Below are 24,016 nucleotides of genomic sequence, written 5' to 3'. Positions count from 1 at the left end.
AGGCAAACTTACGTCCAAGCGATGGATGTTTGGAACAAAGTAAGGCAAACTTACGTCCAAGCGTTCGATGTTTGGAACAAAGTTCGACAAACTTACATCCAAGCGATGGACGTTTGGAACAAAGTCTGGCGAACTTACATCCAAGCGGTGGATGTTTGGAACAAAGTCTGGCGAACTTACATCCAACAGATAGACGTTTGGAACAAAGTTTGACAAACACGCGGCGAACTAAGCGTAAGTCAGGCAAATTTTAGAAAAATAAAAAATAGCGGTCTGCCAGCTAAATCTAACTAGCGGACCGCCATTTTTTTGACTATTGATCGAGTTTTTTGGCTGTTTTCACATAGTCACGGATCACGTTAAAGTCGCTGTCTTTTGCAGTCGTGTAACCCTCATGGCCATAGACTTCGCTGATCACAGCATGTCCTTTTTTAGTTTGCGCGACCTTTTTGAAGGCACGGCTGATTTTCTTTTGCCAAGCTGGAGAGATCCCTTCTCTGACAGTAATGGTATCATTGGGGATCTTAGAACTGGTGTAGATCGGAATCACTTTTTGCATGATATCCGGCGCATCAGCTTTGACTAGATTGCGGGCTCCTTGCCAAACAAAAGCAGCGTCAGTTTCATGATTGTAGACTGCCAGTACGCCTTGATCATGCCCTTTGACTTGTGCTGTTTTGATCCCATTTTTGTTGACGTTGACCCCTTGTTTGTACATGCCGACCGCCGGAAAAATCCACCCGGAAGTTGAAGTAGTATCTTGGGTGGCGATTTTTTTGTCTTTCAAATCCTGGATGTTTTTGATCCCGCTATCTTTACGGACTAAAATCTGCGAGCGGTAGAAGTCAACAAGCTTATTACTGTTGTGGTCGTCTGCGCCCGTCACATCGTAGCGCTGGGCGAGCAGCAGTGCTTTGGCATGATAGTGCTGGTGGGCTAAGACATAGGCATCTGGCGGCAAAAATCCGATATCGACCTTCTTGGAACCCATAGCTTCGACGATCGTGTTGTAATCGGTGGAGACGCTGACCTTAACTGGAATATGTAATTGCTTTTGCAATAATTTTTCCAGCGGCTTAGCCTTAGCCTCGATCGTTGTGGCATTTTGTGACGGTACAAACTGAACGGTCAGTTGTTTTGGGGCAGAGCTTTCTTTTTGTGACTGACTGTTTTGTTGGCCGCAGGCTGTCAGCAGCAAGATAGTCGTTAAGGCACAAAAAAGCAGGACATTTTTACGTAATAGTTTCATGATTTCTCCTAAAAGTGGAACGTTTTATTAAAAGTATACTTTACTTTTAAATCATAAACCGAATTTTGGTAAAGTCAAGAAAAATTTAAATTTGGCTTTTTAGGCTGATTCATAATAAAAACACACCCAGCAGTCATAGTGACTAAAGGGCGTGTCAAGCGTATTATCTATTAAATTTGGCTAAATGCCTGGTCGATTTGCTCATATTCTGCTGGGCTTAAAGCAACTTTTTGCGCGGCAAGATTGCTGTGAACCTGCTTTGCAGTTCGAGCACCAGGAATTACAACGCTGATGGCAGGATTGTTGAGATACCAAGCAATCAAAGTTTGAGCAACTGTTGCATCATGAGCAGTTGCAATCGTGCGAACCTTGTCCAGAGCGGCCAAAATATTGGTGTATTGTTCAGGAGTATATTGCTTGAATTTTTCAGCATCGTCCGCGCTATATTTGCCGGTCAACAAGCCGGCTGCCAGTGGAAAGTAGGGGACAAAAGAAATCTGGTTTTCCTGCAGGTAAGGAAATTCCGCTTCTTCTGGTTGGCGGTGAACCAGGCTGTACTGGTCTTCAACAATATCAACTAAACCATCGGTATTCGCTTCTTTGATTTGTTCTAGCGAGAAGTTGGAGACCCCGATGGCGCGGATCTTACCCGCTTCTTTAAGGCGGCTCAACGCCCCAACTGCTTCGGCTTTCGGAGTGTCCTTGTCTGGAAAATGGATGTAGAAGATGTCGAGATAATCGGTTTTCAGCCGTTTTAAAGCGTCATCCACTGCGGCAGTCAAAAATTGCGGCGAATTATTGAGCTGATGGTCTTTGTCTGGGTCTTGTGCCGCTTTGGTTGCTAAAACGATTTTGGAACGATCATGATCCTTGATCACATCGCCAATGATTTCTTCTGAACGACCAAGGCCGTACATATAAGCTGTATCAAGCAAAGTGATCCCGCCGTTTAAAGCTTCTTTGACTAAAGCATAGCCATTTTCGTCTTTCAAATCCTGAAAGAGATTATGCCCGCCAACTTTGTTGGTACCAAGGCCTAAGCGGTTTGTGACTGTTACAGCGCTTTTGCCGATCTTAAATTCATTAGTCATTTAAGAGCCTCCTGAGTTATTTATGTTTTTGAGCTGATTTTCAGCCGGTAAACTTAGTATAAAAGATGTTTTCAGTAAATTAAATTATTTTGTTTTGGTCATGTAATTCATTAGAATTTAAGCTGATAATTGGTTTTTAGACCGAGTGGATCGTCTGCCAGTTTACTGTACTCATCGATCAGCGCATGAAATTCTTGGGCTTCAAGCACAGTGAAATGGCTGGACCTCTCGACTTTTATTTTAAGTCCGGGATAAGAATCTTTGATTTGGGTCAAGGCAAAAAAGAGCTGACGAGCGTACGTATCTGCAACGAAAACAGGCCTGTCAAAAAGATAGAGCAGCAGAACATCTGCGGTCTCATTACCGATCCCTTTGATTGACAAGAGCTTTTTTCGCAGCTGCGCAGTTGGCAAAGATCTTAATGCAGGGTAGTCTTGCTGGTACATTGTCAGGATATTGCGGAGATAGTCTGCTTTGGCATGGTAAAAGCCGCTGGGCTGGATCAGTTTTTCCAATTGCACACGGGGCAAGGCTAAGAGCCGTTGTAAATCAAAGCCGACTGTCTCGCGTAAATTTTGCAGTGAACGCTCAGCAGAATTCCAATTTGTGTTCTGCACCAAGATCATACCGCAGAGCATTTCCGGCACGCTATCAGCCGGCCACCACCTTTGCGGACCTAAGTGATTGCTGAGCAAATAGTAGAGTTGGCTGAGTGTGAGTTTCTCTTTTTTCAAGCTGGATCCTTCTTTCATGAAAATGAATAGGAAACACATGGGGTAAACTTGGATAATATCATAGCTATTTACGCTTATTTTTATTATAATGTTTCTTGAAGACAAGAACAGCGCTAAAAATGCAAAGGACTGTCAGAACTGTAACCAAAGCGCAGAAAAGGGCAGCCTGACTAATGATTGTGGAGGATCAAAGAATAATGCAAGAAAATGCAGGGATCAAATTGTTTGCTTTGAACGGTAATCCTAAATTAGCAAATAAAATCGCTGAACAGATGAATGTCAGCTTGTGCAAAGCGTCCATTAAGCACTTCAGCGACGGGGAAATTCAGGTCAATATCGATGACAGCGTCCGCGGGGATGATGTCTTTGTCATCCAGTCGATCTCGGATCCAGTTAATGAAAACTTCATGGAACTGATGGTGATGATGGATGCTTTACGCCGGGCAAGTGCGGGTTCGATCAATGCGGTGATCCCGTATTACGGATACGCTCGTGCGGACCGCAAGGCGCGCTCACGTGAACCGATAACAGCTAAATTAGTGGCGAACTTCATTCAATTAGCTGGCGCTGATCGGGTGATCACGATGGATCTGCATGCCGGACAGCTCCAAGGCTTCTTCAATATTCCAGTTGATCACTTATTGGCAATTTATACCCAGGCGCGCTACTTTAAAGAATCCGGCATTGCTGAAGATGTTGTTGTCGTTGCGCCAGACCACAACGGTGTGAAAGCAGCGCGGAATCTGGCTGAATTGCTGAAAGCTCCGATCGCGATCGTTGATAAGCGGGATGATGCTCGCTTGGATCCTGAAAAAGCTACTGTGATCGGTGATGTTAAAGGGCACAAGTGTATCGTGATCGATGATTTGATCGATACTGGAGCCAAAGCCTTAGATGCTGGCATTGCCTTAAAGGCAGCAGGAGCCGGGGATATTTATACCTGTGCAACACACGCGATCCTGTCAGGTAATGCTGCTGAAGAATTGAAAGAATCAGAGTACAAAGAAGTTGTTGTTACTGATACGATCGAGACTCCAGCCGAGAAACAATTTGATAAATTGAAGGTTCTCTCTGTTGCTCCAATTTTTGCTAAAGCCCTGTCTCTGATTTACCACAATCAATCAGTCGATACGCTCTTTAGTAAAAAAGACGACATTTAACTAGAACTTTTGCTGCATCGGTTTAAAACCGGTGCTTTTTTTGACCACAAAATCTGCTAGCGCATCGCAAATAACTGAGAATTTTATTAAAAAGTTAGAATTTAATTAGATTTAATCTTGTCAAGGCTTGGATCGAAGTGCTAGAATCGTAACATAACGTAAAATAATGAGAAATGAGTGATTTAATTTGGAAAAAGGAATAGCAGCTAAAGACCTTGAAAAATTCCAGCAGGACTTACGATCAATTCCCGCTAACCAGGCTTTAGCGCGGGCAGTTCAGCAAAACGGTGTTTTAGCGACAAGTGCTGATCATGCATTTTTGGCTAATTTGAACCGCACCTTTTCAGTTGAAGTCGAGACTGACGGAGTTACTAACCAGAAACAAAGCGGCCGGTGCTGGCTTTTTGCCACGCTGAATACTTTACGGCATGATTTTGCTAAAAAGTATAAACTCAAAGACTTCCAATTTTCGCAAAACTACAACTCATTTTATGATCGCTTAGAAAAAGCCAATAAAATGCTGGAGTGGGCAATTGAGCTGCGCGACCGTCCGGTTGATGATCGTGAATATTTAGCCATGCTCAAGTGGGGCGATGATGACGGCGGTCAATGGGCAAATGGCGCTTCGTTGGTCAACAAGTATGGCGTTGTTCCTGCAAGTGTAATGCCTGAAACTTACAATAGTGATAAGACCAAAGAAATTTCAGATGTTTTAAACTATAAGTTAAAAAATGATGTTGTTGATCTGCGTGCCAAATACCAAGCTGGTGCCAGCGAGGACGAGCTGCGCAGCGTAAAAAAGGCGAAAATTAGTGAAGTCTACCGGATCTTGGTCTACGCTTTTGGGCAGCCGCCGGTTAAGTTTGACTTCGAGTACCGTGATGATGATAAAAAATATCATCTCGATCCTGATCTGACACCGCAAGAATTTTTCCAGAAGTATGTTGCGGCTGATTTCAGCGAATACGCAGTTTTGGCAGATGCACCAGACCATGAAGCAGGGAAAAACTTAGCTTTACCGAGCCAGGATTATATTTTTGGCGGTGTGCCGGTTGAAATGGCCAATGTTGGTTTAGCAGCAGTTAAACAGGCGGCAATTGCAGCACTTAAAGATGGGCAGACGGTCTGGTTCGGTTGTGATGTCGGCCATTATTCAGACCGGCAAAAAGGAATTTTAGCCACAGAGTACTTCCAAAAAGCCGAATTGTTTAATCTCGACCTGACCTTGGATAAGGCACAGAGGTTAGCAACGCGTGAAGGTGAGTGTTCTCATGCGATGACTTTGACAGGTGTCGATCTAGTCGATGGACGGCCAACCAAGTGGAAAGTTGAAAACAGCTGGGGTGAAAAAGTCGGTGAGAAGGGCTACTTTATTATGTCAGACCAGTGGTTTGATGAGTATGTTTATGAAGTCGTCGTTGCTCGCAAGTACTTGAGTGCAGAGGACCTGAAGGTTGTTGATGCACCGGCCCAAGCACTAGAGCCTTGGGATTCATTAGCCTAAATCAAATAAAAACGTGGAGCAGATTTTTGCTTCACGTTTTTTTTAATGAAATTTATAGATCCCAAGGCTGACGATCCCGATCAAAGCGGCACAGATCCCAGCCACTTTAGTGAAGAGGGCCGTTTCATCTGCATCGTTTTTGGGTGCAGTTTTGGGGTTTACGACAGTTTGCTTTTGAACTGGTTTAGTTTTAGTGCTAATTGTGTTTTGCCGGGACGGTGTCTGCAAGATCTGAGCGGGATCTGCTGATTGAGTAAGCTTAGCAGTCAAACCAGAGCGGGTCGGCTTTTGTTTAGAAATCAGTTTCGCTGCGGTCTGGGTCAGGACTGGCTTGGCAGCTGTCTCTGGCAGACTAGCGACTCTTTGATTGTTTACGTTCTTGTCTTTTTGCTCAGCAGACTCTGTGGTTTCAGCTGGCTGTTGGATGACAGGATCTTTACTATAGCTCAGCGTGTCTTCGGCAAACCATTGTCCATCTGCAGATAATTTGAGCTGCCAAGTTGTTTTATCGCTGGTATAGCCCTCTAGTGTGGGTGCTGGAACTGTGATTGCTGGTCCGCCCGGGATGGCTGTCAGGTGCAAAAGAGTGACTTGACGCGCCTGCCCATCAACTTGAACGGTCAACGAAGCGTCACTAGTAACAGGCTGACGAGTATAGGTCACGTTGGGTGTGATCAATTCCCAAGTTAAGTCAGGCAATAGTCTTAATTCTAAGCCGGTCGCGTCAAGAGAAGTTGAATAACCGTCTAATTGCGGCGCAGCGACAAAAACACTTGGTCCGCCGGGAAGGGCAGTCACAGATGGAATGATCAGTTCAAATGCTGCCCCATCTTTACTCACGGTGATTTGAGCGTCCTTGGTGACAGCTTGATCATCCGTAACCGTTTTACGGTATTCTAGGCGCTCTAATTGCTGCAGCTCACCGTTAGCTTGGACAATAAACTTTAATGTTGTACCAATTTTTTGGTTGATATAAGAGGTATAACCGTCTAACTTCGGCACCTGGGCGATCACGACGTTTTGAGCTGCTGTTGGCTCAATTTTTAAAGCAGTTTGCCGAATTGTCTGGCTTTTGCCATCGACAAAAGCAATTAAATTAACTTTTGCGGGTCTCGGCTGAGTTGCAGTGGAAACTTCTGCGGCTTGGATGGGTTGCTTGAGTTTCTCAGCTGGAGTCAGCGTGGTTGCACCGACTAAAATGATCCCGCACAGTAATGCTGGATAGTGGTGAAGATGTAAAAATTTCATTGTGGTCCCCTTAAACAATATTTAGCTGGTTCCCCCCTCAAGAACTCAGCTAGGATAAGTACTAATTAATTATAGAAGAAGCTTTCGTGTGCGACAAGATTTAGTTGCAGTTTAAGTGCACAAAAAAAGCAGCCTAGATCACAGGCTGCTTTGAAAAAAATTACATGTTTTTGTAGACCGTTTTTCTTTGAACTAATTTGACGAGTTCGACGATCACGACCATCAAAACCACAGCAGCAAGAATGATCAGCCATTGTGTAAAATCTAATGGCTTGACGTGGAAGAGACCATTAAAGCCAGGAATGAAGATCGTGGCTGCTAACAAGATCCCAGAGGCGAGGATCGCCCAGTTAAAGAACTTGTTGTTGAAAGTCTGAGTCGTAAAGATCGACCGGTGGATCGATTTGCAGTTAAAGGCATGACTGAGTTGCAGCATACCTAAAGTAATAAAGGACATCGTTAAGGCATCAGCATGGATCATCGCGTCGCTGGAATGAACTGGGAACAAAATTGCGATCAGGTAGACTCCCAGCGTCAAGAAACTTTCCAAGATCCCTTGGTAGATGATACTGGAACCGACACCATTCGAGAGAAAAGTTGAATTCTGCCCCCGCGGTTTGTGCTGCATTGCATCAGGTTCGCCTTCTTCTACACCCAAAGCGATGGCTGGAAAAGTATCAGTGACTAAGTTGATCCAGAGGATCTGAACCGGCAAGAAGATATCCCAGTTGGCAAAGGTCATCAGCGAGAGAGTCAGGACTTCACCGAGGTTGGCCGAAAGCAGATATTGGACAGCTTTTTGAATGTTGGCAAAAACTTTGCGGCCTTGCTCAACCGCCGTAATGATAGTCGCAAAATTATCATCGGCGAGGACAATATCAGCGGCGCCTTTAGAAACTTCAGTCCCAGTGATCCCCATACCAACGCCGATATCAGCGGTCTTTAAAGCTGGAGCATCATTGACACCGTCCCCAGTCATGGCGACGATCTTGTCGTGGCTTTGCCAAGCCTTCACGATCCGCACCTTATGTTCGGGCGAAACACGGGCGTAAACAGAATACTGGTCAACATTTTGGCGGAGTTCCTCATCTGAAAGTTGATCTAATTCACTCCCAGTGATCACAGCGTCAGGCTCGTCTTTTTGAATGATCCCCAGCCTTAAAGCAATCGCTTCGGCGGTTTCTTTATGGTCGCCTGTGATCATCAAGGGGCGGATCCCAGCACTCTTCGCTTCTTCTACGGCGTCTCTGACTTCTGGACGTTCGGGATCGATCATTCCCGTTAAGCCGACAAAAATCAAGTCGCTTTCGTATTCTGCAGCGTCACTGTTCTTTGAGGCATGTTCGAGCGGTTTGTAGGCGTAAGCCAAAACGCGCAGTGCTTGATGAGCGAGATGACTGTTAGTCTTTTCAATTTTATCAATGTCTTTTTGGGTCAAGTCGCGGACTTGTCCGTCAACGTCAATTTTAGTTGTCCGCTTTAATAAGACGTCGACCGCACCTTTGGTGAGACTCATGATTTGCCCATCGCGGTCTTGAACAACGGCACTCATCAGTTTACGGTCAGAGTCAAATGGGACCGAATCGATCCGCTCATAGTCATTTTTGACCTGCGAGACATCATCTTTTTTGTCAATAAAGTATTGGATCAGAGCGGTTTCTGTTGGATCTCCCAAGAGACCATCGGTAGTTTCTTGACTATCATTTGCCAAAATCATGATCGAGGCCATCCGCGAGGAAAGCGGCAGCGAGTAGTCTGAAACTTGCATGAGTTTATTGTTCGTGTAGACTTGCTCGACGGTCATTTTATTTTGGGTCAATGTCCCGGTTTTATCAGAGGCAATGATCTCGGTCGTTCCCAGTGTTTCGACGGCCGGCAATTTACGCACCAGTGCATTTTGCTTGGACATCGTTTGGGTCCCAAGAGCCAAGGTGATCGTCACGATCGCTGGCAGCCCCTCTGGAATGGCTGCGACCGCTAATGAAATAGCTGTCAGCAGCATATCAAATGGTGTTTCACGACCAGTGAGTGTTCCGAAAAGAAAGATCACAGCAGCAATTGCTAGAATTAGCACACTCAAGATCTTGCTGAGATGATTGATGTTTTTCTGAAGCGGCGTAATGGTTTGCTCCACGCCTGAGATCATACCGGCAATCTGACCGACTTGGGTCTGCATACCAATTCCGGTGACGACCGCTTCGGCCGTTCCGTAAGTGACGTTAGTGTTCATAAACGCCATATTAGCCTGATCACCGATCCCCAAGCCTTCCGTTTCTATGCGGGAGCTGTTTTTCTCTGAGGGAACGGACTCGCCTGTCAGAGCTGACTCCTCGATTTTAAGATTGTGCGTCTCAATTAAACGAGCATCCGCTGGGACCACATCGCCAGCTTCTAATAAGACGATGTCGCCTAAAGTAACTTGATTGCTAGGGATCTGCTGAACTTGACCATCGCGCCGGACCCGAGTGTAAGGCGTGGTCATTTTTTGTAGGGCATCAATGGCATTTTCTGCTTTAGCCTCTTGGAAGACACCAAAAGCAGCGTTTAAAATAACTACCATGAAAATAATCAGAGCGTCAGAAGCTTCGCCGATCAGCAGGGAGATCACTGTTGCGACCAGCAAAATAATGATCATCAAATCTTTAAACTGATTGATGAATTTTTGCAGGATGGTCGTCTTTTTCTCGCTGGCTAATTCATTGCTGCCATTTTTTTGAAGCCTCTGCTCTGCTTCATTTTCCGTTAGGCCATCCTGTGTTACGTTGAACTTGTGTAATACGTCTTGGGTGGGATCTTGATAGTAGTTAGCATTCAATCGCTGAACCTCCTTATTATTGTAGGAAACTAGGCTAAATCGAAGTTTAACCCTTCCTAAAGTCATCCTATCATATGCCTTTGATAAAAAGAAAACAAAATCACCGGAAAATTAAAATTCTTTCATCAAGTCTGTCTTATTTGATAAGGGGGCAGGAGAGAACACTTTTTGCTGTGCTGGTCGCTTGCCTGGAAAAGGCGGTGAAATTTAGTCTCTGAAACCGGATGTCTTTGCCACTAGGAAGAGACTTGGACTGATTTTAGGGGGAAAGGATAATGGTTTCACAGAAAAACTTGAAATCTTCCGAAAATTTCGGTAAAATATTTCAGTGCATGATTAGATGAAGGGAGGAAAAAATAATGTCACAAAATACACATGTTGGTACAGCTAACGATCGTCGTCCAGTTAACAACACGAACGTTAAGAAGCGTCGTCAGCAGCATTTGGCAGTGCTTGACTTTTTGAAGAAGCACGAAGAAGCTGACAAAGCTGCTAAATAATCCAGCACCGCTTGGCAGATCTGCCTAGTGGAGCTGAACTGATTTAAGAAGACAGTCCATTAATTTCGGCTCGAGCGAAGTTATTGGGCTCTTGAATCAGGCAAGTTTCAATTAATTGAATTACTGATATTTAAAGCTCCCTAGGCCTGTGCTTAAGGGCTTTTTTTGTACCCTGAAAAAAGTCTGCGGGTATGAAAAAGAACTAATGCTTTCATTTTGTTTTCTTCAAGCGGGTTAAAGTGTTATATTAGAAAGGTTAATTTCTAGTCAGCTGCATTGGCCTAGTTAATGGAATTTAGCTGGGAAATGAGCTATTCTGATAGAATACCAGGCGTTTTCAAATGATAGTTGAAAAAAGATGAAAAATGATAAATAACGAGTAGTAAAAGATTAGGAGAAATAAGAATGAGTGTTTTAGAAGTTGAGCACCTCTCAATGGCCTTTGCGGATAAGCAATTGTATGAGGATGCTTCATTTCGCTTAAATAAAGAAGATCATATGGGAGTCATCGGCCAAAATGGGACCGGCAAGTCGACTTTGATCAAGTTGCTGACACAGACTGAACTTCCAGACGAAGGAACAGTCAAATGGCAAAATAAAGTCACGATCGGCTATTTGGATCAGTATGTTAAAGCGGGGGCTGGCCAAACGATCGCAGAATTTCTGCACACGGCATTTGCTAAGCTCTTTGCCATGGCTGAAAAGCAAGCCAAATGTTATGCCGATTACGCGCAAGATCCACGTGATGAACTGCTGGAAAAAGCAGGCAAGATCCAGGAAGAATTAGAAGCCGCCGATTTTTACGCCATTGATACGAGGATCGCGCAAGTTATGACAGGCTTAGGGATCGATGCGATCGGAAGCGATAAACAAGTCAGTGATTGTTCTGGCGGCCAGCGTTCTAAAATCATTTTGGCAAAATTACTGCTGGAACAGCCGGATGTTTTGCTGCTGGATGAGCCGACGAACTATTTAGATACCGAACATATTGAATGGTTGACTGATTATCTGAATGATTTTAGCGGCTGTTATATGGTAATTTCCCATGACTTTGATTTTTTGGAAAAAATTACTAACTGTATTATTGACGTTGCTTTTGGCAAAATTACCAAGTATACCGGAAGTTTCAATTCTGCGGTCAAACAAAAAGAAGTCAAAAAAGAAGTTCAGCGCAAAGCCTATGAAAAGCAGCAGCAGCAGATCGAAAAAGATGAAGCATATATTAGAAAAAACAAGGCTGGGACGCGGTCTACAATGGCGAAATCCCGGCAAAAACGCTTGGATAAAATGGAACGGATCACACCGCCGAGTGAAAATTTGCAGGCGCACTTCAATTTTCCTTACGTGGAACTGATGTCTTCTGAGGTCCTAACGGTCAAAAATTTGTCGGTCGGGTATCAGACTCCGTTGTTAGAGCCAGTGACATTTACCATGTCACACGGTGAAAAGGTCGTCTTGAAGGGCTTTAACGGCGCGGGAAAATCCACGCTGATCAAGTCGATTTTAGGCAAGTTGCCTGTGTTTGATGGCACCGCCAAATTTGTTCCCGCGGTCAAGATCGCTTATTTTGATCAAGATCTAGTGTGGGATGATCCCAACCAAACACCGTTGCAAACGATCCAGAATCAATTTCCTAAACTGGAACCCAAAACGATCCGGCAGCGCTTAGCACGGGCTGGTTTAAACGCCGCTAATGCCATGAAGCCAATGAAATTACTAAGCGGTGGCGAGCAGACTAAGGTCAAATTGTGTGCCTTAGAATTGGTTCCCAGCAACTTTTTGATCATGGACGAACCAACCAACCATTTAGATGATGAGACCAAACACGCCTTACGTGAAGCCTTGCAGAATTTTTCCGGCAACGTCTTGCTAGTAACGCATGAACCAGATTTTTATGCCGGTTGGGTCGACAAGATCTTCGATGTTGCGGCTGCACGTCTAGATAAATAATGAAAAAAAGACCTGAAAATGATTGTCAAGCTGATCATTTTCAGGTCTTTTTGCTGAAATTAGAATCTGTTAAATGCAATGACTAAAGCCAAAATTAAAACGACTGTTGTGAAAGCAAAATTCTGATACTCTTTGTAACGTAAATGAGTAAACATCGCGCCTAGCATGACGATGCCTAGACCAATGGCTGCCCAGGCAGTTAAGAAAGGCAAAATGTTGAGTGCTAATGGTAAAATCAACCCAATGGCACCAAGTAGTTCAGCGGTCCCGATGAATTTGATGAAAGCCCCTGACTCCAAATGATCCATTTTCTTTAATTCAGCTTCCTTTTTGTTATACTGAAAAGTCTTAGAAAAACCGGAGTTCAAGAAAAGAAGTGCCAGCAAAATTTGCAAGATCCATAAAAAGATGTTCATAACCTTTTCCCCCCCTTTGTTGATCGATCTAACTTACATAAATATAGTAAAGTGTTTGATTGAAAAAAGCAATTATTTGACGTTTCGCAAGGTGATTTTTCAGAAAAATGTGCCTATTTTTTGAAGATAGTTTGCCCAGTTAAAAAAGGACTGATTATTTTTTGCATAATTTGGACAAATTCCTGGGGAGATTCGGCAAAACTAGATTTGACCCATTCCGAGATCAAGCTTGTCGCCATTCCAATTGCCGCAACAGCTGCGTAATGTTCAGCTACTGTAAGATGTTCGATCAAGTTCTTTTGGTACCAGATTTTTTGATCGGTCGCAATCAACTTATTGATAAAGGCAGGGTCGCCGTTTGCAGCTAACAGGGCTGAAAACTTGCTGCCGTTATGATAGATGTATTGGGCAAGCTGCTGGTAATACCCGTTCAGTGCAGTTTGGTCAAGGTTAACACCTAAAATGGATTCAGGTACATTTTTAGTCATTTTTTCAAATTCGGCGAGGAGTTTTTCTTCAACTGCATCCAGGAGCTCATACTTATTGGCATAGTATTTATAAAAGGTTGCCCGGTTGACCTGGGCTTCAAGTAAGATCTGCTTGATCGTGATTTTCTGAAAGTCTTCTGCCAGGAGCAGTTTCCAAAAAGCCTGTTGAATTGCATATTTACTTTTTTTGATTCTTAAATCTGTTTTCGCTGTCATTGCAAGAATCCCTTCTAAATAGTAAACTTTTTTGCTCTTTTTGTTGGTTGTCAGCTTATTTTAACGTTATTATACTATGAATCGTAAACAAGAGTTTATTATTTTTACTTTTGAAGAAGGAGTGAAATGTTATGGCTAAAGCACGAATTATGGATCAACCAGCAGACTACAAAAAATTAGGGATCGATCCCAAGCAGGTTCAAACTTGGGAGGACGGCCGCAGGGATAACAATGCACCTGGAACATCGGAAGTTTGGTACTTTGATGCGATCTTGGATGATGGCAGTAAAGCAGTCTTTTACTTCCACCCTAAATCACCCTATAAACTGCAAGAAGACGGTGATCATCCCGATATTGGGATTTTGATCACTGCTCCAGATGGCAAAACTTACGGGCAGCAGATCATTGATTACCCAGCTGAAGATTCGCATTTTGGCACTGAAAAGTGCGATGTCCAAGTTGGTCCGCACAGCGTTGTCGGTGACTTTAAAGATTATGAGATCCATATTGATCCTGTTGCGCAAGTGGCTGCAGACTTGCATTTCCACGCTCTTGTTAAACCATTCCGGCAAGGTAATAAGGGGATCATTACCATGGGCGATCATGATGAATATCACTATACCGATCTCAGTGTGGTTAAAAATGAAGTTACTGGAACTTTGACATACGATGGTGCAACACACAAAGTAACTGGTTCTGGTTACCACGATCACCAGTGGGTCAACATCTCACCAATTGTTGCTTGGCATCACTGGCTCTGGGGACATTTGTACACGGAAAACTACACGGTCTTGATTTATGACTTTGTGGCCGCTGAACAATTTGACTTTACTCCAGTGCCGTTCTTTGGGGTAATGGATAATAAAACTGGTGAAGTAGTCTTTCAAACTGACGGACATTTTACTCGCCAGACTGAGTTAGAACAGCAGCCGACAATTAAGAAGGCCTTTCCGAAGAAATCCAGTTATACTTTTACCAACGAAGATGGCAGCAGCGTCAAGTTCACAACTGAGTGGAAACAAGAACTCGAAGTACGCAATATGTATTGGGGTGCTTCTGAGCAGCAACGGGCTGCTTATGACCAGATGGGGATCCAGCCCGGCTATATGCGCTACTTTGCCGATGGAACACTTTCATTTGAAAAAGATGGTACAAGTGTGAATGAATCGGGGACTATGATCTATGAATACAATTACGGTGGTAAAGAAGATCCACGCGCACACGTTTAATTGAAAGAAGTTGAGAATAATGGCAAAAGTTGAAACGATGCATTATCGGGTACTCAAAAAGAATCATGATAAAATGATTGCAGCTTTAGTGAAGGCGCTAGACTACCAAAAGGCACACCCGAGTTTAATTCACTATTCTTTGTCAAGGACCTGGTATCGTCCAGTGACTGACGATCCAACTCAAGAAATTTGGATGTTTATGGATGAATCCAACGACCACGAACAATATGCGACAACGATGAAAACGGCAGAAAGCGATGACCAAGCTGGGGACTTTAGACAGCAATTCATTTCAATGGTTATTCCTGATAAACCATTTTCTGATGAAGAAGTTGGGTTGAATCACGTTGTCTGGGAAGAAATCCCAGAATTACACGTTGAATTACCAGAAAATAATCAATAAAAATTTAGGAGGAAAATAAAATGGCTCAAGGAAGAATCATGGATCAACCAGAAGATTACAAGAAGTTAGGAATCAACCCGAATAAGATTGAAGCATGGGAAGATGGCCGCCGTGACAATGATAAGGCTGGACATGCTGAGGTTTGGTATCTTGATTGCAGTTTTGACGATAAGTCAACTTTAGTTTTGGGCTTTAGACCAAAAACTGTTGATCGGGTGGATCAAGATGGCGACAACCCGAACGTTGCAATCAACTATACGCATGCAGATGGCCGTCCTTTCTATGATTATCGGCTTTACGATGTGGCTGATACTAAGACCAGCACAGATGGCGCTGACTTGAAGTGGGGCCCTAGCACTTTGGTGGGGAAAGATTGGAAAGAATACGACATTCACATTGAACCGGAAGATGATTATGAGATCGTGATGGAAGGCAAAAAGTCAGTTGATCATCAAACAGCAGTTGACTTGCACTTCGAAGCAAAAGTTGAACCATTCCGTCCTGGCAGCGGCTATATCACCTTTGGCGATTACTACTACAATTTTATCTGTGTAACCAAGCTCTCTGTTAGTGGTAAGGTCACGATCGATGGCGAAGAAAAGGAAGTTCATGGTTCAGCTTATTACAACCATCAATGGTTCAGCATTAGTCCAGTTAATGCCTTCCATTATTGGATTTGGGGTCGGCAAAACATCGGCGACTACAATGTTTTGATTTATGATATGGTTGGTGCAGACCGCTTTGGCCGTCCGCAGATTCCATTAATGACGATCGATGATAATCAAGGTAATCGTGTCTTTGAAAATACGAGCGCTGAAACAACTAAGGTTGAAATTCCTGAGATGTATGTTCAGGAAAAAACGGGTAAAAATGTGCCGAAGACACTCCATTATACCTTTGATCAAAAGGATATCCAGGTTGAGTATACGATCACGGATCCTGAAGAGATCAATTTGATCGATATTTACGAAATGGCACCGAAGCCCGCACAGGAACAATTTGACAAATTGGGTATGCAGCCAACCTATACCCGCTACTTGGCTCCAACTAATTTGAAAATTACTCGGAATGGAAAGACTGAAGAAATCAATGGCTCTATGCTTTATGAAATCAACTTCCCATCCAAAGAACTCTAAAATCTCTAGATAATAAAAATATCCGCCCAGGCAGCTATTTCCAAGCTGGTCTGAGCGGATTTTTGTTTAGAGCCCGTCTTTCACTAACTGCCATAACATTTCAAATCTTTTCTGATAATCCGGCTGGTCCCAAGTGTCCTTGAAATTGGGAAGGGTAAAGGTTGAAAAAGCTGCCAGCAACGTTTCAGCGTGCTCATAACCGGGATCAGCATAACCCATGATCTGATCGATTATTTGATAGGCAGGGATCAGGACCTCGTTTAGAGCAGCGGGATTATTGTCAATATACTGTGTGTTCAGTAAAAACATCTGCGGGTCGGAATGATAGACCTTTTTCTTAGCATTAACAAACTGCCACAACCACTCGTGCAATTCATCTTTTGGATCCTCAGCGTTAATATTTTTAATTTTGACTTCAGCGATAATGTTTTCTTGGAACCATTGAGCAGCAACAGCTTCCCAGAGTGCCTGTTTATTCTTGAAATGTTTGTAAATGGCAGCGTGAGTCACATCTAGCTGGTCAGCGATCTGCGTTAATGAGATCTCGGCTTTTTTGGTCTGAGAAATAAGCTGACTAGCAGTTGAGATAATTAGTTCAGGTGTTATTTTGCCCATAGTTAAAGTCCTTTTTCGATTATTTCGGGTCAGTGTTCGATATTTCAATGATAGCATGAAATAGCAAAAGTAACAATATTTGACTTTTATAACTTAACGTTCTATAGTGTGGCTAAGTTACAAAATAATGCAAATGTTACTAAGTGTTTGACAGGTGGAGGTATGTATGCAAGCAGCTCAACTAAAAAAATACGCAGAAAACTTTTCTTTAGCTGTTAGAGAGATCCCGGTGCCAGAAATCGGGCCGCAGGAAGTTTTGGTCAAAGTCAAAGCTGCAGCGGTCAATCCACTGGATAATCTAATAGGGACAGGCAGCTTGAAATTGATTCAAGACTATGAATTTCCATTGACGATGGGCAATGAATTAACCGGAATAGTTGAAAAAGTCGGCGTGCAGGTTAGTGGTTTTCAAAAGTGAGATAGGATTTATACTAGAATGCCGCTTAAAAAAATTGGTGCTTTTGCAGAGTACGCTGCCATTGATAGTCGTGCGCTGGCACTGCTGCCTAGCAATTTAAACCTGACCAATGGAGCCGCCGCCGCGCTCACCGGTTTAACTGCTTACCAAGCGCTGTCCGAAGAATTAAATGTGCAAGCAGGAGAATCGCTTTTTATCCCCGGCGCTTCTGGTTCCTTTGGCCAGTTAGCAGTTCCCTTGGCTAAAAAGTTAGGGGCAAAAGTGATTGCCAGCGGGAATGGCGCAAGCAGACAACGTGTTCTAGCTTTAGGTGCGGATCAATACTTGGATTACCGTCAGGAAAATTACTGGGAAAAAATTGCTCAGGTGGACTACGTGATCGATACATTGGGACCGCAAGAATTCGCACATGAACTTTCTGTCATAAAAAAAGGCGGCCGGCTCTTGTCTTTGAGAACCGGTCCCAATAAGCTTTTTGCCCAAAGACGAGATTTTCCAAACTGGAAGAAAGTTCTTTTCTCTGCTGCGGGGGCTAAATTTGATCGTCAAGCTAAACAAGCTGGAGTGCAATATCGCTTTATGTTTGTGAGGAGTTCCGGCGACCAGTTAAGAACACTTGCACGTATCATTGAAGAAGAAAAAATTGTCCCGCAAGTTGATCCTCATTTCTTCAAGCTTGAAGAGGCTGATCAAGCCTTACAATTCGTTGCACAAGGACACCCGCAAGGCAAAGTGATCATTAAATTTTAACGAACGGCATTCAAATAAGGAGAGAGAAAATTGGAAAGACTAAAAGACAAGACCGCACTTATTACTGGCGGCATCTCAGGGATCGGCAAAGCAATTGCAGAGGATTTTTTGGCTGAAGGTGCACGGGTAGTTATTACCGGCCGCAGGGAAGAGCTGGGCGCAAAAGTTGCGTCCCGCCTGGGCACAACTGACCGGGTCGTCTATGTTAAACAAGATGTCAGTCAGGAAAAAGATTGGGAAAATGCAACTCAACAAGTCATAGAGAATTTCGGTCACTGGGATATCTTGGTGAATAATGCAGGAGTAGGCGGTTCAGGGAAGCTGATTGCAGAGACGAGCTTAGCTGATTGGCAAAAAGTTACAGCTATTAACCTAACCGGAAATTTTTTAGGGATCAGAACGGCTTTAAACAAAATGACCCAAGGCAGTATAGTTAATGTTTCCTCAGTGTTGGGCATCATTACACCAATGTCTGGGATCGGTGCGTACGCTGCAAGCAAGGGCGGGACCCGCACGCTCACCAAGGCCGCAGCAGTTGAGGCAATTCAGATGGGCAAGAAGATCCGTGTAAATTCAGTCCACCCTGGACTCGTTAAAACAGATATCGTGTCTCAGGATGTACAGGCTGCTTTGGAGAATTCGCCAGAGCCGATCTCACAGCTCGGAAAACCGCAAGAAATCGCCAAAGCTGTGACTTATTTGGCTTCGGATGAGGCCGCTTATACTACTGGTTCAGAGTTAGTCATTGATGGCGGGACTTTAGCCGGCAGATGATAGAAAATTTATCCTAGACTAGTAAACGACCGCAAAAGCAGACCTTTTTAGGTGCTTTTGCGGTCGTTTAAATTATTGGGCTGCATTTATTCTGAAATTTGCAAGACGACTTTGCCTTTGAGATGTTGAGTTGTTGCATATTTAACTGCCGCCTGAATTTCAGCAGCGGGGAAAACAGCGTCAAGGTAAGGAACTAAACCTTTATTACTTGCCATCACAGCTAGCTCCTCTAGCCAATTGCCCTTAAGTGCAAATAACGAAGTCATCGAGATCTGTTTTTTTCTGCCCAAAGTTGCTAGCGGTCCAAGTACACCAGCAGAAATTGCTTATTTGACGCCTCCGACAGCAACGTAGCGACCATCAAAAGACAATATTTTTTTGTAATCTTGGACAGAGTGGTAGCCGTTGACTCCGATAATGACGTTGAATTTGGTCCGGGCTTTACGCGTGATATCAGTGGTGTGATAATCGTAGACTTCTTTGGCGCCAAATTTTTTCACCAGGTCAAAATTATAGCTGCTGACGACAGCTGAAACACTTGCTCCATAGGCTTTAGCGATTTGGAGCGCGAATAAACCGACCCCGCCGGAAGCACCGTTGATCAGGACCTTTTGGCCCACTTTGAGCTGTGCTTTTTTGAGTGCAGCCAGAGCAGTTCCAGCAGTAGTCGGGAGAGCAGCTGCCGCAGTAAACGAAAGATTTTGCGGTTTTAACACGATGTTTTTGCGTGAAACTGCGATATATTCTGCCCAAGCACCATGCAGGTAGTCATCAGCGATAAAAATAACTTCATCGCCCAGCTGAAAATCCTTGATTTTAGAACCAACAGCCACGATGATGCCAGCGCCATCGGCTCCTAAGACCTTATTTTCACTGTGAACATAGGCTCGATCCAACAGCTTAGTTTTAGTGGGAACGTGCTTTTTTTGATAATAATCTTGAAATTCTTGTGTATCTGCAATATTGACTGAAGCGGCTTTGACATGGATCAAGACTTGATTTGGCAAAATGACCGGGGTGGGTCTTTCTACAATGTAAAGTTGACGCGGGTCCCCAGCGCGGTGATTAACGATTGCTTGCATCTTTACCCTCGATTCGATTTGTTAAGTTCAGTGAATGTGTTGTTCTAATTATACAGTAACAGGTGATCCAGCGTGAAATTTGAGAATAAAAACAGCTGTCCAGTCATTACCGGTCAGCTGTTTGACAAATATTAATCTAGCTTACCAGTCAGTTTCAAACCGCCGTAAAATTCCATTGCCAGGTGCAGGCTATGTCCATCCACGATTTCGTCCGGTGTGTTTTCTGGCCAGTAAACTGCCATCTTAGCTTCAAAGCCGTCTGATGTTGGTTTGAACTGGTGAAAAGGCACGTTCACGGCAACCTTGCCGCCGGTCAAGAAAGTTTCGCCTGCCATCGAGATCGGGTATTCCGGATCTTTATCAGCTTTAATTGCCTCTCCGAGCTGATCGTCTTTGACAACATTGACCTCCACCAAGGTCGGTGTGCCATACATTCCAAATGGTTCGATCCCGACTAATTGACCGTCGTCCCAAGTGACGGAGCAGACAAAATGTTCCGGGTGTGCGGCTAAACCGACACGGTCATCAGTTTGCATGGAGCGCATCATGCCCATGTATTCCTGCAGGTTAACGCCGCTGACTTTCATTTCTGTGCGCGAGACTTTCATTGGTTTATCTTGACTAAAGGCTAACTTTTCCCAGAATTTATCAGATTTATGCAGTGACTCTTCGTAGATTTTGATGATTTTTTCACCGGTATATTGTAAGCGATTGTCGATCGAAACATCCCAGGCTTTGTTTGCCGTCAGATAATCAATGTCGTCATCACTCAGAGAACGTTCTCCATCTTTAACGTCGATCCCATGCCGTTTCATGGAATGCAAGATATGCAGATTTCGTTCGTACTCTAAACGATCTAATTGTACTTTACTCCATTCCTCACCGTTCAAAGTAAATGAATATTGGACGTCACTCATTTAAGATTCCTCCTTACAGGTATGGCTGATCTGCAGCTAAAATTGACTTGGCTTTAGGTCGTGTTGTAACTTATCTTTAAAGTAACAAATTCAAAGATAAGATACTACAACACAATATAAGGAGAGTGTTGTTTTGTGAGTACTGAAATAACAAAGCAAGCCGATCAGACTCGGCAAGCGTGGGTGACTGCCTTTTGCCTGCTCTATCAAGAAAAGCCCTTTAGTAAGATTTCTGTTCAAGCCGTGGCGAAAAAAGCAGGCTATGATCGCACGACTTTTTACCAATATTTTATCGATCTGCGCGATCTGCTCGACCAACTTGAAGAAGAACTGATGGGCTACATTACGACTAGAAGACCTTCTATAACGGCAGAAACGAATGAGTACCACTTTATCAATGCATTGGTTGACCTTTATCAGGAACGTTCAGTCGAAGTTAACGCACTGTTAGGACCATATGGCAGGGACCATTTTTCAACCGCATTAAAAAGCAGTTTGGACCTAAGCTTATTTCATTTGCGCAATGATGAAGCTAACCAATATGAACCATACTTGGTTGAGTTTCGACTGGCTGGTGCATTGGATCTTTTTTCGTTGTGGCTTAGTCGCGGGCAGGATCTTTCTGTGCCAGAATTGGTCGAATTACTGGTCAAACTTTATCAAACCAACCCGGGCCTCAAAGAACTAGCAAAACAGTAATTTTGTTTTGGATGTCAAATTGGTGAGAAATTTGCAATAAGCTTATTTTCGCAAGTTTTGATGCTAAAATTAAAGAAGAATAATTTATAGATAAGGAATGAATTTAGATGAATGAAAGTGCATGTACCACGATCTTGGTGGGCAAAAAAGCCACAGTTGACGGCTCAACAATGATTGCCAGAAATGACGACACATTTTTGCCGCTAACACCGCAGCGTTTCGTGATGCAACCGGCAGTCACTGGACGGCATGAAACACTGGTTTCCAACCAAAACGGTTTTACGGCACCTTTGCCGGAATCGGGCTACAAGGCAACTTTTACGCCCAACGTTGAAGTTGACAAATGGGGTGTGTTTAACGAAACATCGATCAACGAAAAGAACGTCGCCATGTCAGCAACAGAATCTGTTTATGGGAATCAGCGGGCTTTAGCCTATGATCCTTGGGTCAAGAATGGTTTGGCAGAAGATTCCTTGCAGACGATGGTGGCACCCTTCATCGATTCCGCGCGTGGCGGTGTCAAATATCTCGGTGAACTGATCAAGAAATATGGTTCGCCCGAAGGCAATGGGGTACTTTTTTCAGATGCGGATGAAGTCTGGTATATGGAGATTGTGACCGGACACCACTGGGCCGCAACGAGGATCCCAGACGATGCCTATGCGATTGCAGCTAATCAGGTTGCCCAAGATCGCATCGATTTTGCAGATCCTGAGAATTACTTGTGGTCTGAAGGCTTACAGGAATTTGTCGCCGAGCATCATTTGAACCCGGCTAAAGAAGGGTTTAATTTCAGACGGATCTTTGGTACGGATAACGAAAAAGACCGGTACTATAACACGCCGCGCGTCTGGTATGGACAACGCTGTTTTAACCCTGAGATCGAACAGGATCCGCAAAGCAGCGACTTGCCGTTTATTTGCCACGCTAGCCGTTTACTTGCGGTTGAAGATCTAGAAGATGTTTTAAGTTCGCATTACAACGAAACTCAATATGATCCTTTGGGTCATGGGTCAGAGGCTGATAAGAAGAAATTCCGGCCGATCTCTCTGAACCGGACGCAAAACTCCCATGTGCTGCAGATCAGAAATGATGTGCCCGTTGCACAGTCGGCATTGATGTGGATCTGCTTTGGGGTCCCGACCTTCACACCATATGTCCCATTTTATAGTAATGCCAACGACACAGATTCTGCTTGGAGCGAGACTTCACGCGAATACAACATTCAGGATGCCTACTGGATGTACCGGACCCTGTCAATGCTGACGGAATCACATTATTCCAATTTTATCCAACAAAACCGGGATTACTTGACAGAAGTTAAGGAAATTCAGAATCGTTTGGTTGCTGAAACCGATGCCAAAGCAGCTGAATTGAGTGGCCAAGAGTTGGTTGATTACCTGACTTCACGCAACCACGAATTAGCTGCAGCTGTTCGTGACCGGACGATGAAAGAAATTGGCAGTTTCATTACTCAAGGCTTAACTTTGTCCAAGTTAACCTTCAATATGGATGCCAACCTCTAAAGAATTTTGAGCAGTTTTTGCATGAGCCATTTTATCGTTTAGAAGTGTGCCAGACAACTGGTAAAAACTTTGCTGGTTTGAGAAAAATAACACGAAACTTTCAAAAATTTCAGAAAGTTTCGTGTTATTTCTTTATCGGCTAACTTTTTGCTGTACTTCACTAATTGAGTTTAATGCATATTTTTATTTAGTTTTTGGCGAAAGACCCTCGACTTTAGTCGGGGGATGGATAGCCGTAGTGTGCTTGCACGCTAATTTCACAAAAAAATAGTTAGAACTTGCTTTGAACTGACAGTGTGCTATCTTAAATTAAAAGGTGGTGAAATCAATGACTTTGAAAGCTTTTAAAGTGCGCCTATATCCAAATCAAAAGCAAATTAAGCAAATTAAACAGACCTTTGGTTCAACTCGTTTTGTGTGGAATCAAATGTTAGCTATGCAAAGTGCTCGCCACAAAAACAACTCTCATGCTAGTTATCAAAATGAGTTTGCTATGAATAACCTGCTGAAAGCACTCAAGACAGAATATCCGTGGTTAAAAGACGTGGATGCTACTGCTTTGCAAGCAACCAATGGCAATTTGCACGACGCTTTTCAACGTTTTTTCAACAAGAAATTAAGTAACGGTTATCCACGCTTTAAAAGTAAGAAAAACTACGCACAAAGCTACACTTCTAAAGCGGTTAATCAGAATATCAAGGTCATTGATGAGCACCACTTGAAGCTGCCTAAATTAGGTCAAGTTTATTTCCGTGCCGGGCGTATTTTGACCGGCAAAGTTAGACGGGCAACCGTCCGGATCAACTCGCAAGGTCAATATTACGCCACAATTTTGATTGAGGGCGAAAAACAAGCTCTCAAACCAAAAACAAAGCAGGCTGTCGGCATTGACCTTGGTTTAGATAGCCTCATGATTTTGTCCAACGGTCAGAAAGTCAACATGGTACATTTTGACACTGATGCAAGGAAACAGATTAGAGTGTGGGAACGCAAGATGGCACGTCGCCGACGAAATGCACTCAAGGAAATTGTCTTTGATAAGCACGACAAAGTGCTGTTCCCACGTACTAGCTTGCGTCAGTTTCCACGCTACCAG

The 24,016-nt window shown here is 43.7% G+C and carries 25 protein-coding genes; 13 read left to right on the top strand and 12 right to left on the bottom strand.

The genetic code is table 11. The features are described 5' to 3' along the window. The 4 genes from LFYK43_RS12615 to LFYK43_RS10130 form a co-directional block, all read right to left on the bottom strand. Positions 1-216: hypothetical protein (locus LFYK43_RS12615; RefSeq protein WP_158609234.1), on the bottom strand; the 216-nt coding region annotated here is incomplete at its 3' end. 97 nt (positions 217-313) lie between these two features. After that, positions 314-1,249 (bottom strand): phosphate/phosphite/phosphonate ABC transporter substrate-binding protein, encoded by a 936-nt coding sequence (locus tag LFYK43_RS10140; RefSeq protein ID WP_124977944.1) that lies wholly within the window; start codon positions 1,247-1,249, stop codon positions 314-316. A 170-nt stretch (positions 1,250-1,419) separates the two neighbouring features. Next, positions 1,420-2,340 (bottom strand): aldo/keto reductase, encoded by a 921-nt coding sequence (locus LFYK43_RS10135; protein ID WP_124977942.1) that lies wholly within the window; start codon positions 2,338-2,340, stop codon positions 1,420-1,422. 110 nt (positions 2,341-2,450) lie between these two features. Then, the gene (locus tag LFYK43_RS10130; RefSeq protein ID WP_229718015.1) at positions 2,451-3,074 is read right to left on the bottom strand and encodes an endonuclease III domain-containing protein; all 624 of its coding nucleotides are present in this window, start codon (positions 3,072-3,074) and stop codon (positions 2,451-2,453) included. 197 nt (positions 3,075-3,271) lie between these two features. On the opposite strand from LFYK43_RS10130, the gene LFYK43_RS10125 reads away from it, so the two are divergent. Both LFYK43_RS10125 and LFYK43_RS10120 read left to right on the top strand, forming a co-directional pair. Continuing rightward, complete coding sequence (locus LFYK43_RS10125) at positions 3,272-4,234, top strand: ribose-phosphate diphosphokinase (RefSeq protein WP_124977938.1); 963 nt, start codon at positions 3,272-3,274, stop codon at positions 4,232-4,234. A gap of 187 nt (positions 4,235-4,421) precedes the next feature. Continuing rightward, complete coding sequence (locus tag LFYK43_RS10120) at positions 4,422-5,738, top strand: C1 family peptidase (protein WP_124977936.1); 1,317 nt, start codon at positions 4,422-4,424, stop codon at positions 5,736-5,738. Positions 5,739-5,780: 42 nt separating this feature from the next. Here LFYK43_RS10120 and LFYK43_RS10115 read toward each other — a convergent pair whose 3' ends face one another. Next, positions 5,781-6,986, bottom strand: coding sequence for a hypothetical protein (locus tag LFYK43_RS10115; RefSeq protein ID WP_124977934.1), 1,206 nt, complete (start codon positions 6,984-6,986; stop codon positions 5,781-5,783). Between the two features lie 160 nt (positions 6,987-7,146). After that, a complete protein-coding gene (locus LFYK43_RS10110; RefSeq protein WP_124977932.1) occupies positions 7,147-9,801 on the bottom strand; it encodes a cation-translocating P-type ATPase in 2,655 nt (884 codons plus the stop codon). A 359-nt stretch (positions 9,802-10,160) separates the two neighbouring features. Between LFYK43_RS10110 and LFYK43_RS12715 the strand changes: the two genes are divergently transcribed. After that, a complete protein-coding gene (locus tag LFYK43_RS12715; RefSeq protein ID WP_174713991.1) occupies positions 10,161-10,301 on the top strand; it encodes a hypothetical protein in 141 nt (46 codons plus the stop codon). A 405-nt stretch (positions 10,302-10,706) separates the two neighbouring features. Next, positions 10,707-12,251, top strand: a complete 1,545-nt coding sequence (locus LFYK43_RS10105) for an ABC-F family ATP-binding cassette domain-containing protein (protein ID WP_124977930.1) — start codon at positions 10,707-10,709, stop codon at positions 12,249-12,251. Between the two features lie 59 nt (positions 12,252-12,310). On the opposite strand, the gene LFYK43_RS10100 is transcribed toward LFYK43_RS10105, so the two are convergent. Both LFYK43_RS10100 and LFYK43_RS10095 read right to left on the bottom strand, forming a co-directional pair. Beyond that, on the bottom strand, positions 12,311-12,667 hold the full coding sequence (locus tag LFYK43_RS10100; RefSeq protein ID WP_124977928.1) for a DoxX family protein: 357 nt from the start codon (positions 12,665-12,667) through the stop codon (positions 12,311-12,313). A gap of 113 nt (positions 12,668-12,780) precedes the next feature. Then, positions 12,781-13,371: a TetR/AcrR family transcriptional regulator gene (locus LFYK43_RS10095; RefSeq protein WP_124977926.1), complete on the bottom strand. Its 591-nt coding sequence runs from the start codon at positions 13,369-13,371 to the stop codon at positions 12,781-12,783. A 131-nt stretch (positions 13,372-13,502) separates the two neighbouring features. Between LFYK43_RS10095 and LFYK43_RS10090 the strand changes: the two genes are divergently transcribed. Genes LFYK43_RS10090 through LFYK43_RS10080 form a run of 3 tightly spaced genes read left to right on the top strand, consistent with a single transcriptional unit; the run spans position 13,503 to position 16,139 of the window. Beyond that, a complete protein-coding gene (locus LFYK43_RS10090) occupies positions 13,503-14,600 on the top strand; it encodes a DUF7064 domain-containing protein (protein ID WP_124977924.1) in 1,098 nt (365 codons plus the stop codon). A gap of 19 nt (positions 14,601-14,619) precedes the next feature. Further along, positions 14,620-15,003, top strand: coding sequence for a hypothetical protein (locus LFYK43_RS10085; protein WP_124977922.1), 384 nt, complete (start codon positions 14,620-14,622; stop codon positions 15,001-15,003). A 20-nt stretch (positions 15,004-15,023) separates the two neighbouring features. Beyond that, positions 15,024-16,139, top strand: a complete 1,116-nt coding sequence (locus LFYK43_RS10080) for a hypothetical protein (protein WP_124977920.1) — start codon at positions 15,024-15,026, stop codon at positions 16,137-16,139. 66 nt (positions 16,140-16,205) lie between these two features. Here the strand turns inward: LFYK43_RS10080 and LFYK43_RS10075 are convergent, their stop codons facing one another. Continuing rightward, a complete protein-coding gene (locus tag LFYK43_RS10075) occupies positions 16,206-16,754 on the bottom strand; it encodes a TetR/AcrR family transcriptional regulator (protein ID WP_124977918.1) in 549 nt (182 codons plus the stop codon). A gap of 166 nt (positions 16,755-16,920) precedes the next feature. Between LFYK43_RS10075 and LFYK43_RS13110 the strand changes: the two genes are divergently transcribed. The 3 genes from LFYK43_RS13110 to LFYK43_RS10065 are packed head-to-tail and all read left to right on the top strand — an operon-like array spanning position 16,921 to position 18,696. Next, positions 16,921-17,172, top strand: a complete 252-nt coding sequence (locus LFYK43_RS13110) for an alcohol dehydrogenase catalytic domain-containing protein (protein WP_369692914.1) — start codon at positions 16,921-16,923, stop codon at positions 17,170-17,172. Positions 17,173-17,190: 18 nt separating this feature from the next. After that, a complete protein-coding gene (locus LFYK43_RS10070; protein ID WP_369692913.1) occupies positions 17,191-17,922 on the top strand; it encodes an NADP-dependent oxidoreductase in 732 nt (243 codons plus the stop codon). 30 nt (positions 17,923-17,952) lie between these two features. Continuing rightward, complete coding sequence (locus LFYK43_RS10065) at positions 17,953-18,696, top strand: SDR family NAD(P)-dependent oxidoreductase (protein WP_124977916.1); 744 nt, start codon at positions 17,953-17,955, stop codon at positions 18,694-18,696. An 86-nt stretch (positions 18,697-18,782) separates the two neighbouring features. Here LFYK43_RS10065 and LFYK43_RS10060 read toward each other — a convergent pair whose 3' ends face one another. From LFYK43_RS10060 to LFYK43_RS10050, 3 genes are all read right to left on the bottom strand, one after another. Next, complete coding sequence (locus LFYK43_RS10060; RefSeq protein ID WP_124977914.1) at positions 18,783-18,986, bottom strand: zinc-binding dehydrogenase; 204 nt, start codon at positions 18,984-18,986, stop codon at positions 18,783-18,785. A 36-nt stretch (positions 18,987-19,022) separates the two neighbouring features. After that, positions 19,023-19,778, bottom strand: coding sequence for an NAD(P)-dependent alcohol dehydrogenase (locus LFYK43_RS10055; RefSeq protein ID WP_124977912.1), 756 nt, complete (start codon positions 19,776-19,778; stop codon positions 19,023-19,025). 131 nt (positions 19,779-19,909) lie between these two features. Beyond that, on the bottom strand, positions 19,910-20,695 hold the full coding sequence (locus LFYK43_RS10050; protein WP_124977910.1) for a hypothetical protein: 786 nt from the start codon (positions 20,693-20,695) through the stop codon (positions 19,910-19,912). Positions 20,696-20,830: 135 nt separating this feature from the next. On the opposite strand from LFYK43_RS10050, the gene LFYK43_RS10045 reads away from it, so the two are divergent. The 3 genes from LFYK43_RS10045 to LFYK43_RS10035 form a co-directional block, all read left to right on the top strand. After that, positions 20,831-21,394 (top strand): TetR/AcrR family transcriptional regulator, encoded by a 564-nt coding sequence (locus tag LFYK43_RS10045; protein WP_124977908.1) that lies wholly within the window; start codon positions 20,831-20,833, stop codon positions 21,392-21,394. Positions 21,395-21,501: 107 nt separating this feature from the next. Next, a complete protein-coding gene (locus LFYK43_RS10040) occupies positions 21,502-22,920 on the top strand; it encodes a C69 family dipeptidase (protein ID WP_124977906.1) in 1,419 nt (472 codons plus the stop codon). Positions 22,921-23,248: 328 nt separating this feature from the next. Beyond that, the coding region (locus LFYK43_RS10035; RefSeq protein WP_148095618.1) for an RNA-guided endonuclease TnpB family protein at positions 23,249-24,016 on the top strand (768 nt) is incomplete at its 3' end.

The organism is Ligilactobacillus salitolerans, from assembly GCF_003864415.1.
Classification (GTDB): domain Bacteria; phylum Bacillota; class Bacilli; order Lactobacillales; family Lactobacillaceae; genus Ligilactobacillus; species Ligilactobacillus salitolerans.
The sequence above is the reverse complement of the archived record's forward strand: the minus strand, read 5'-3'. Positions and strand labels throughout refer to the sequence as shown.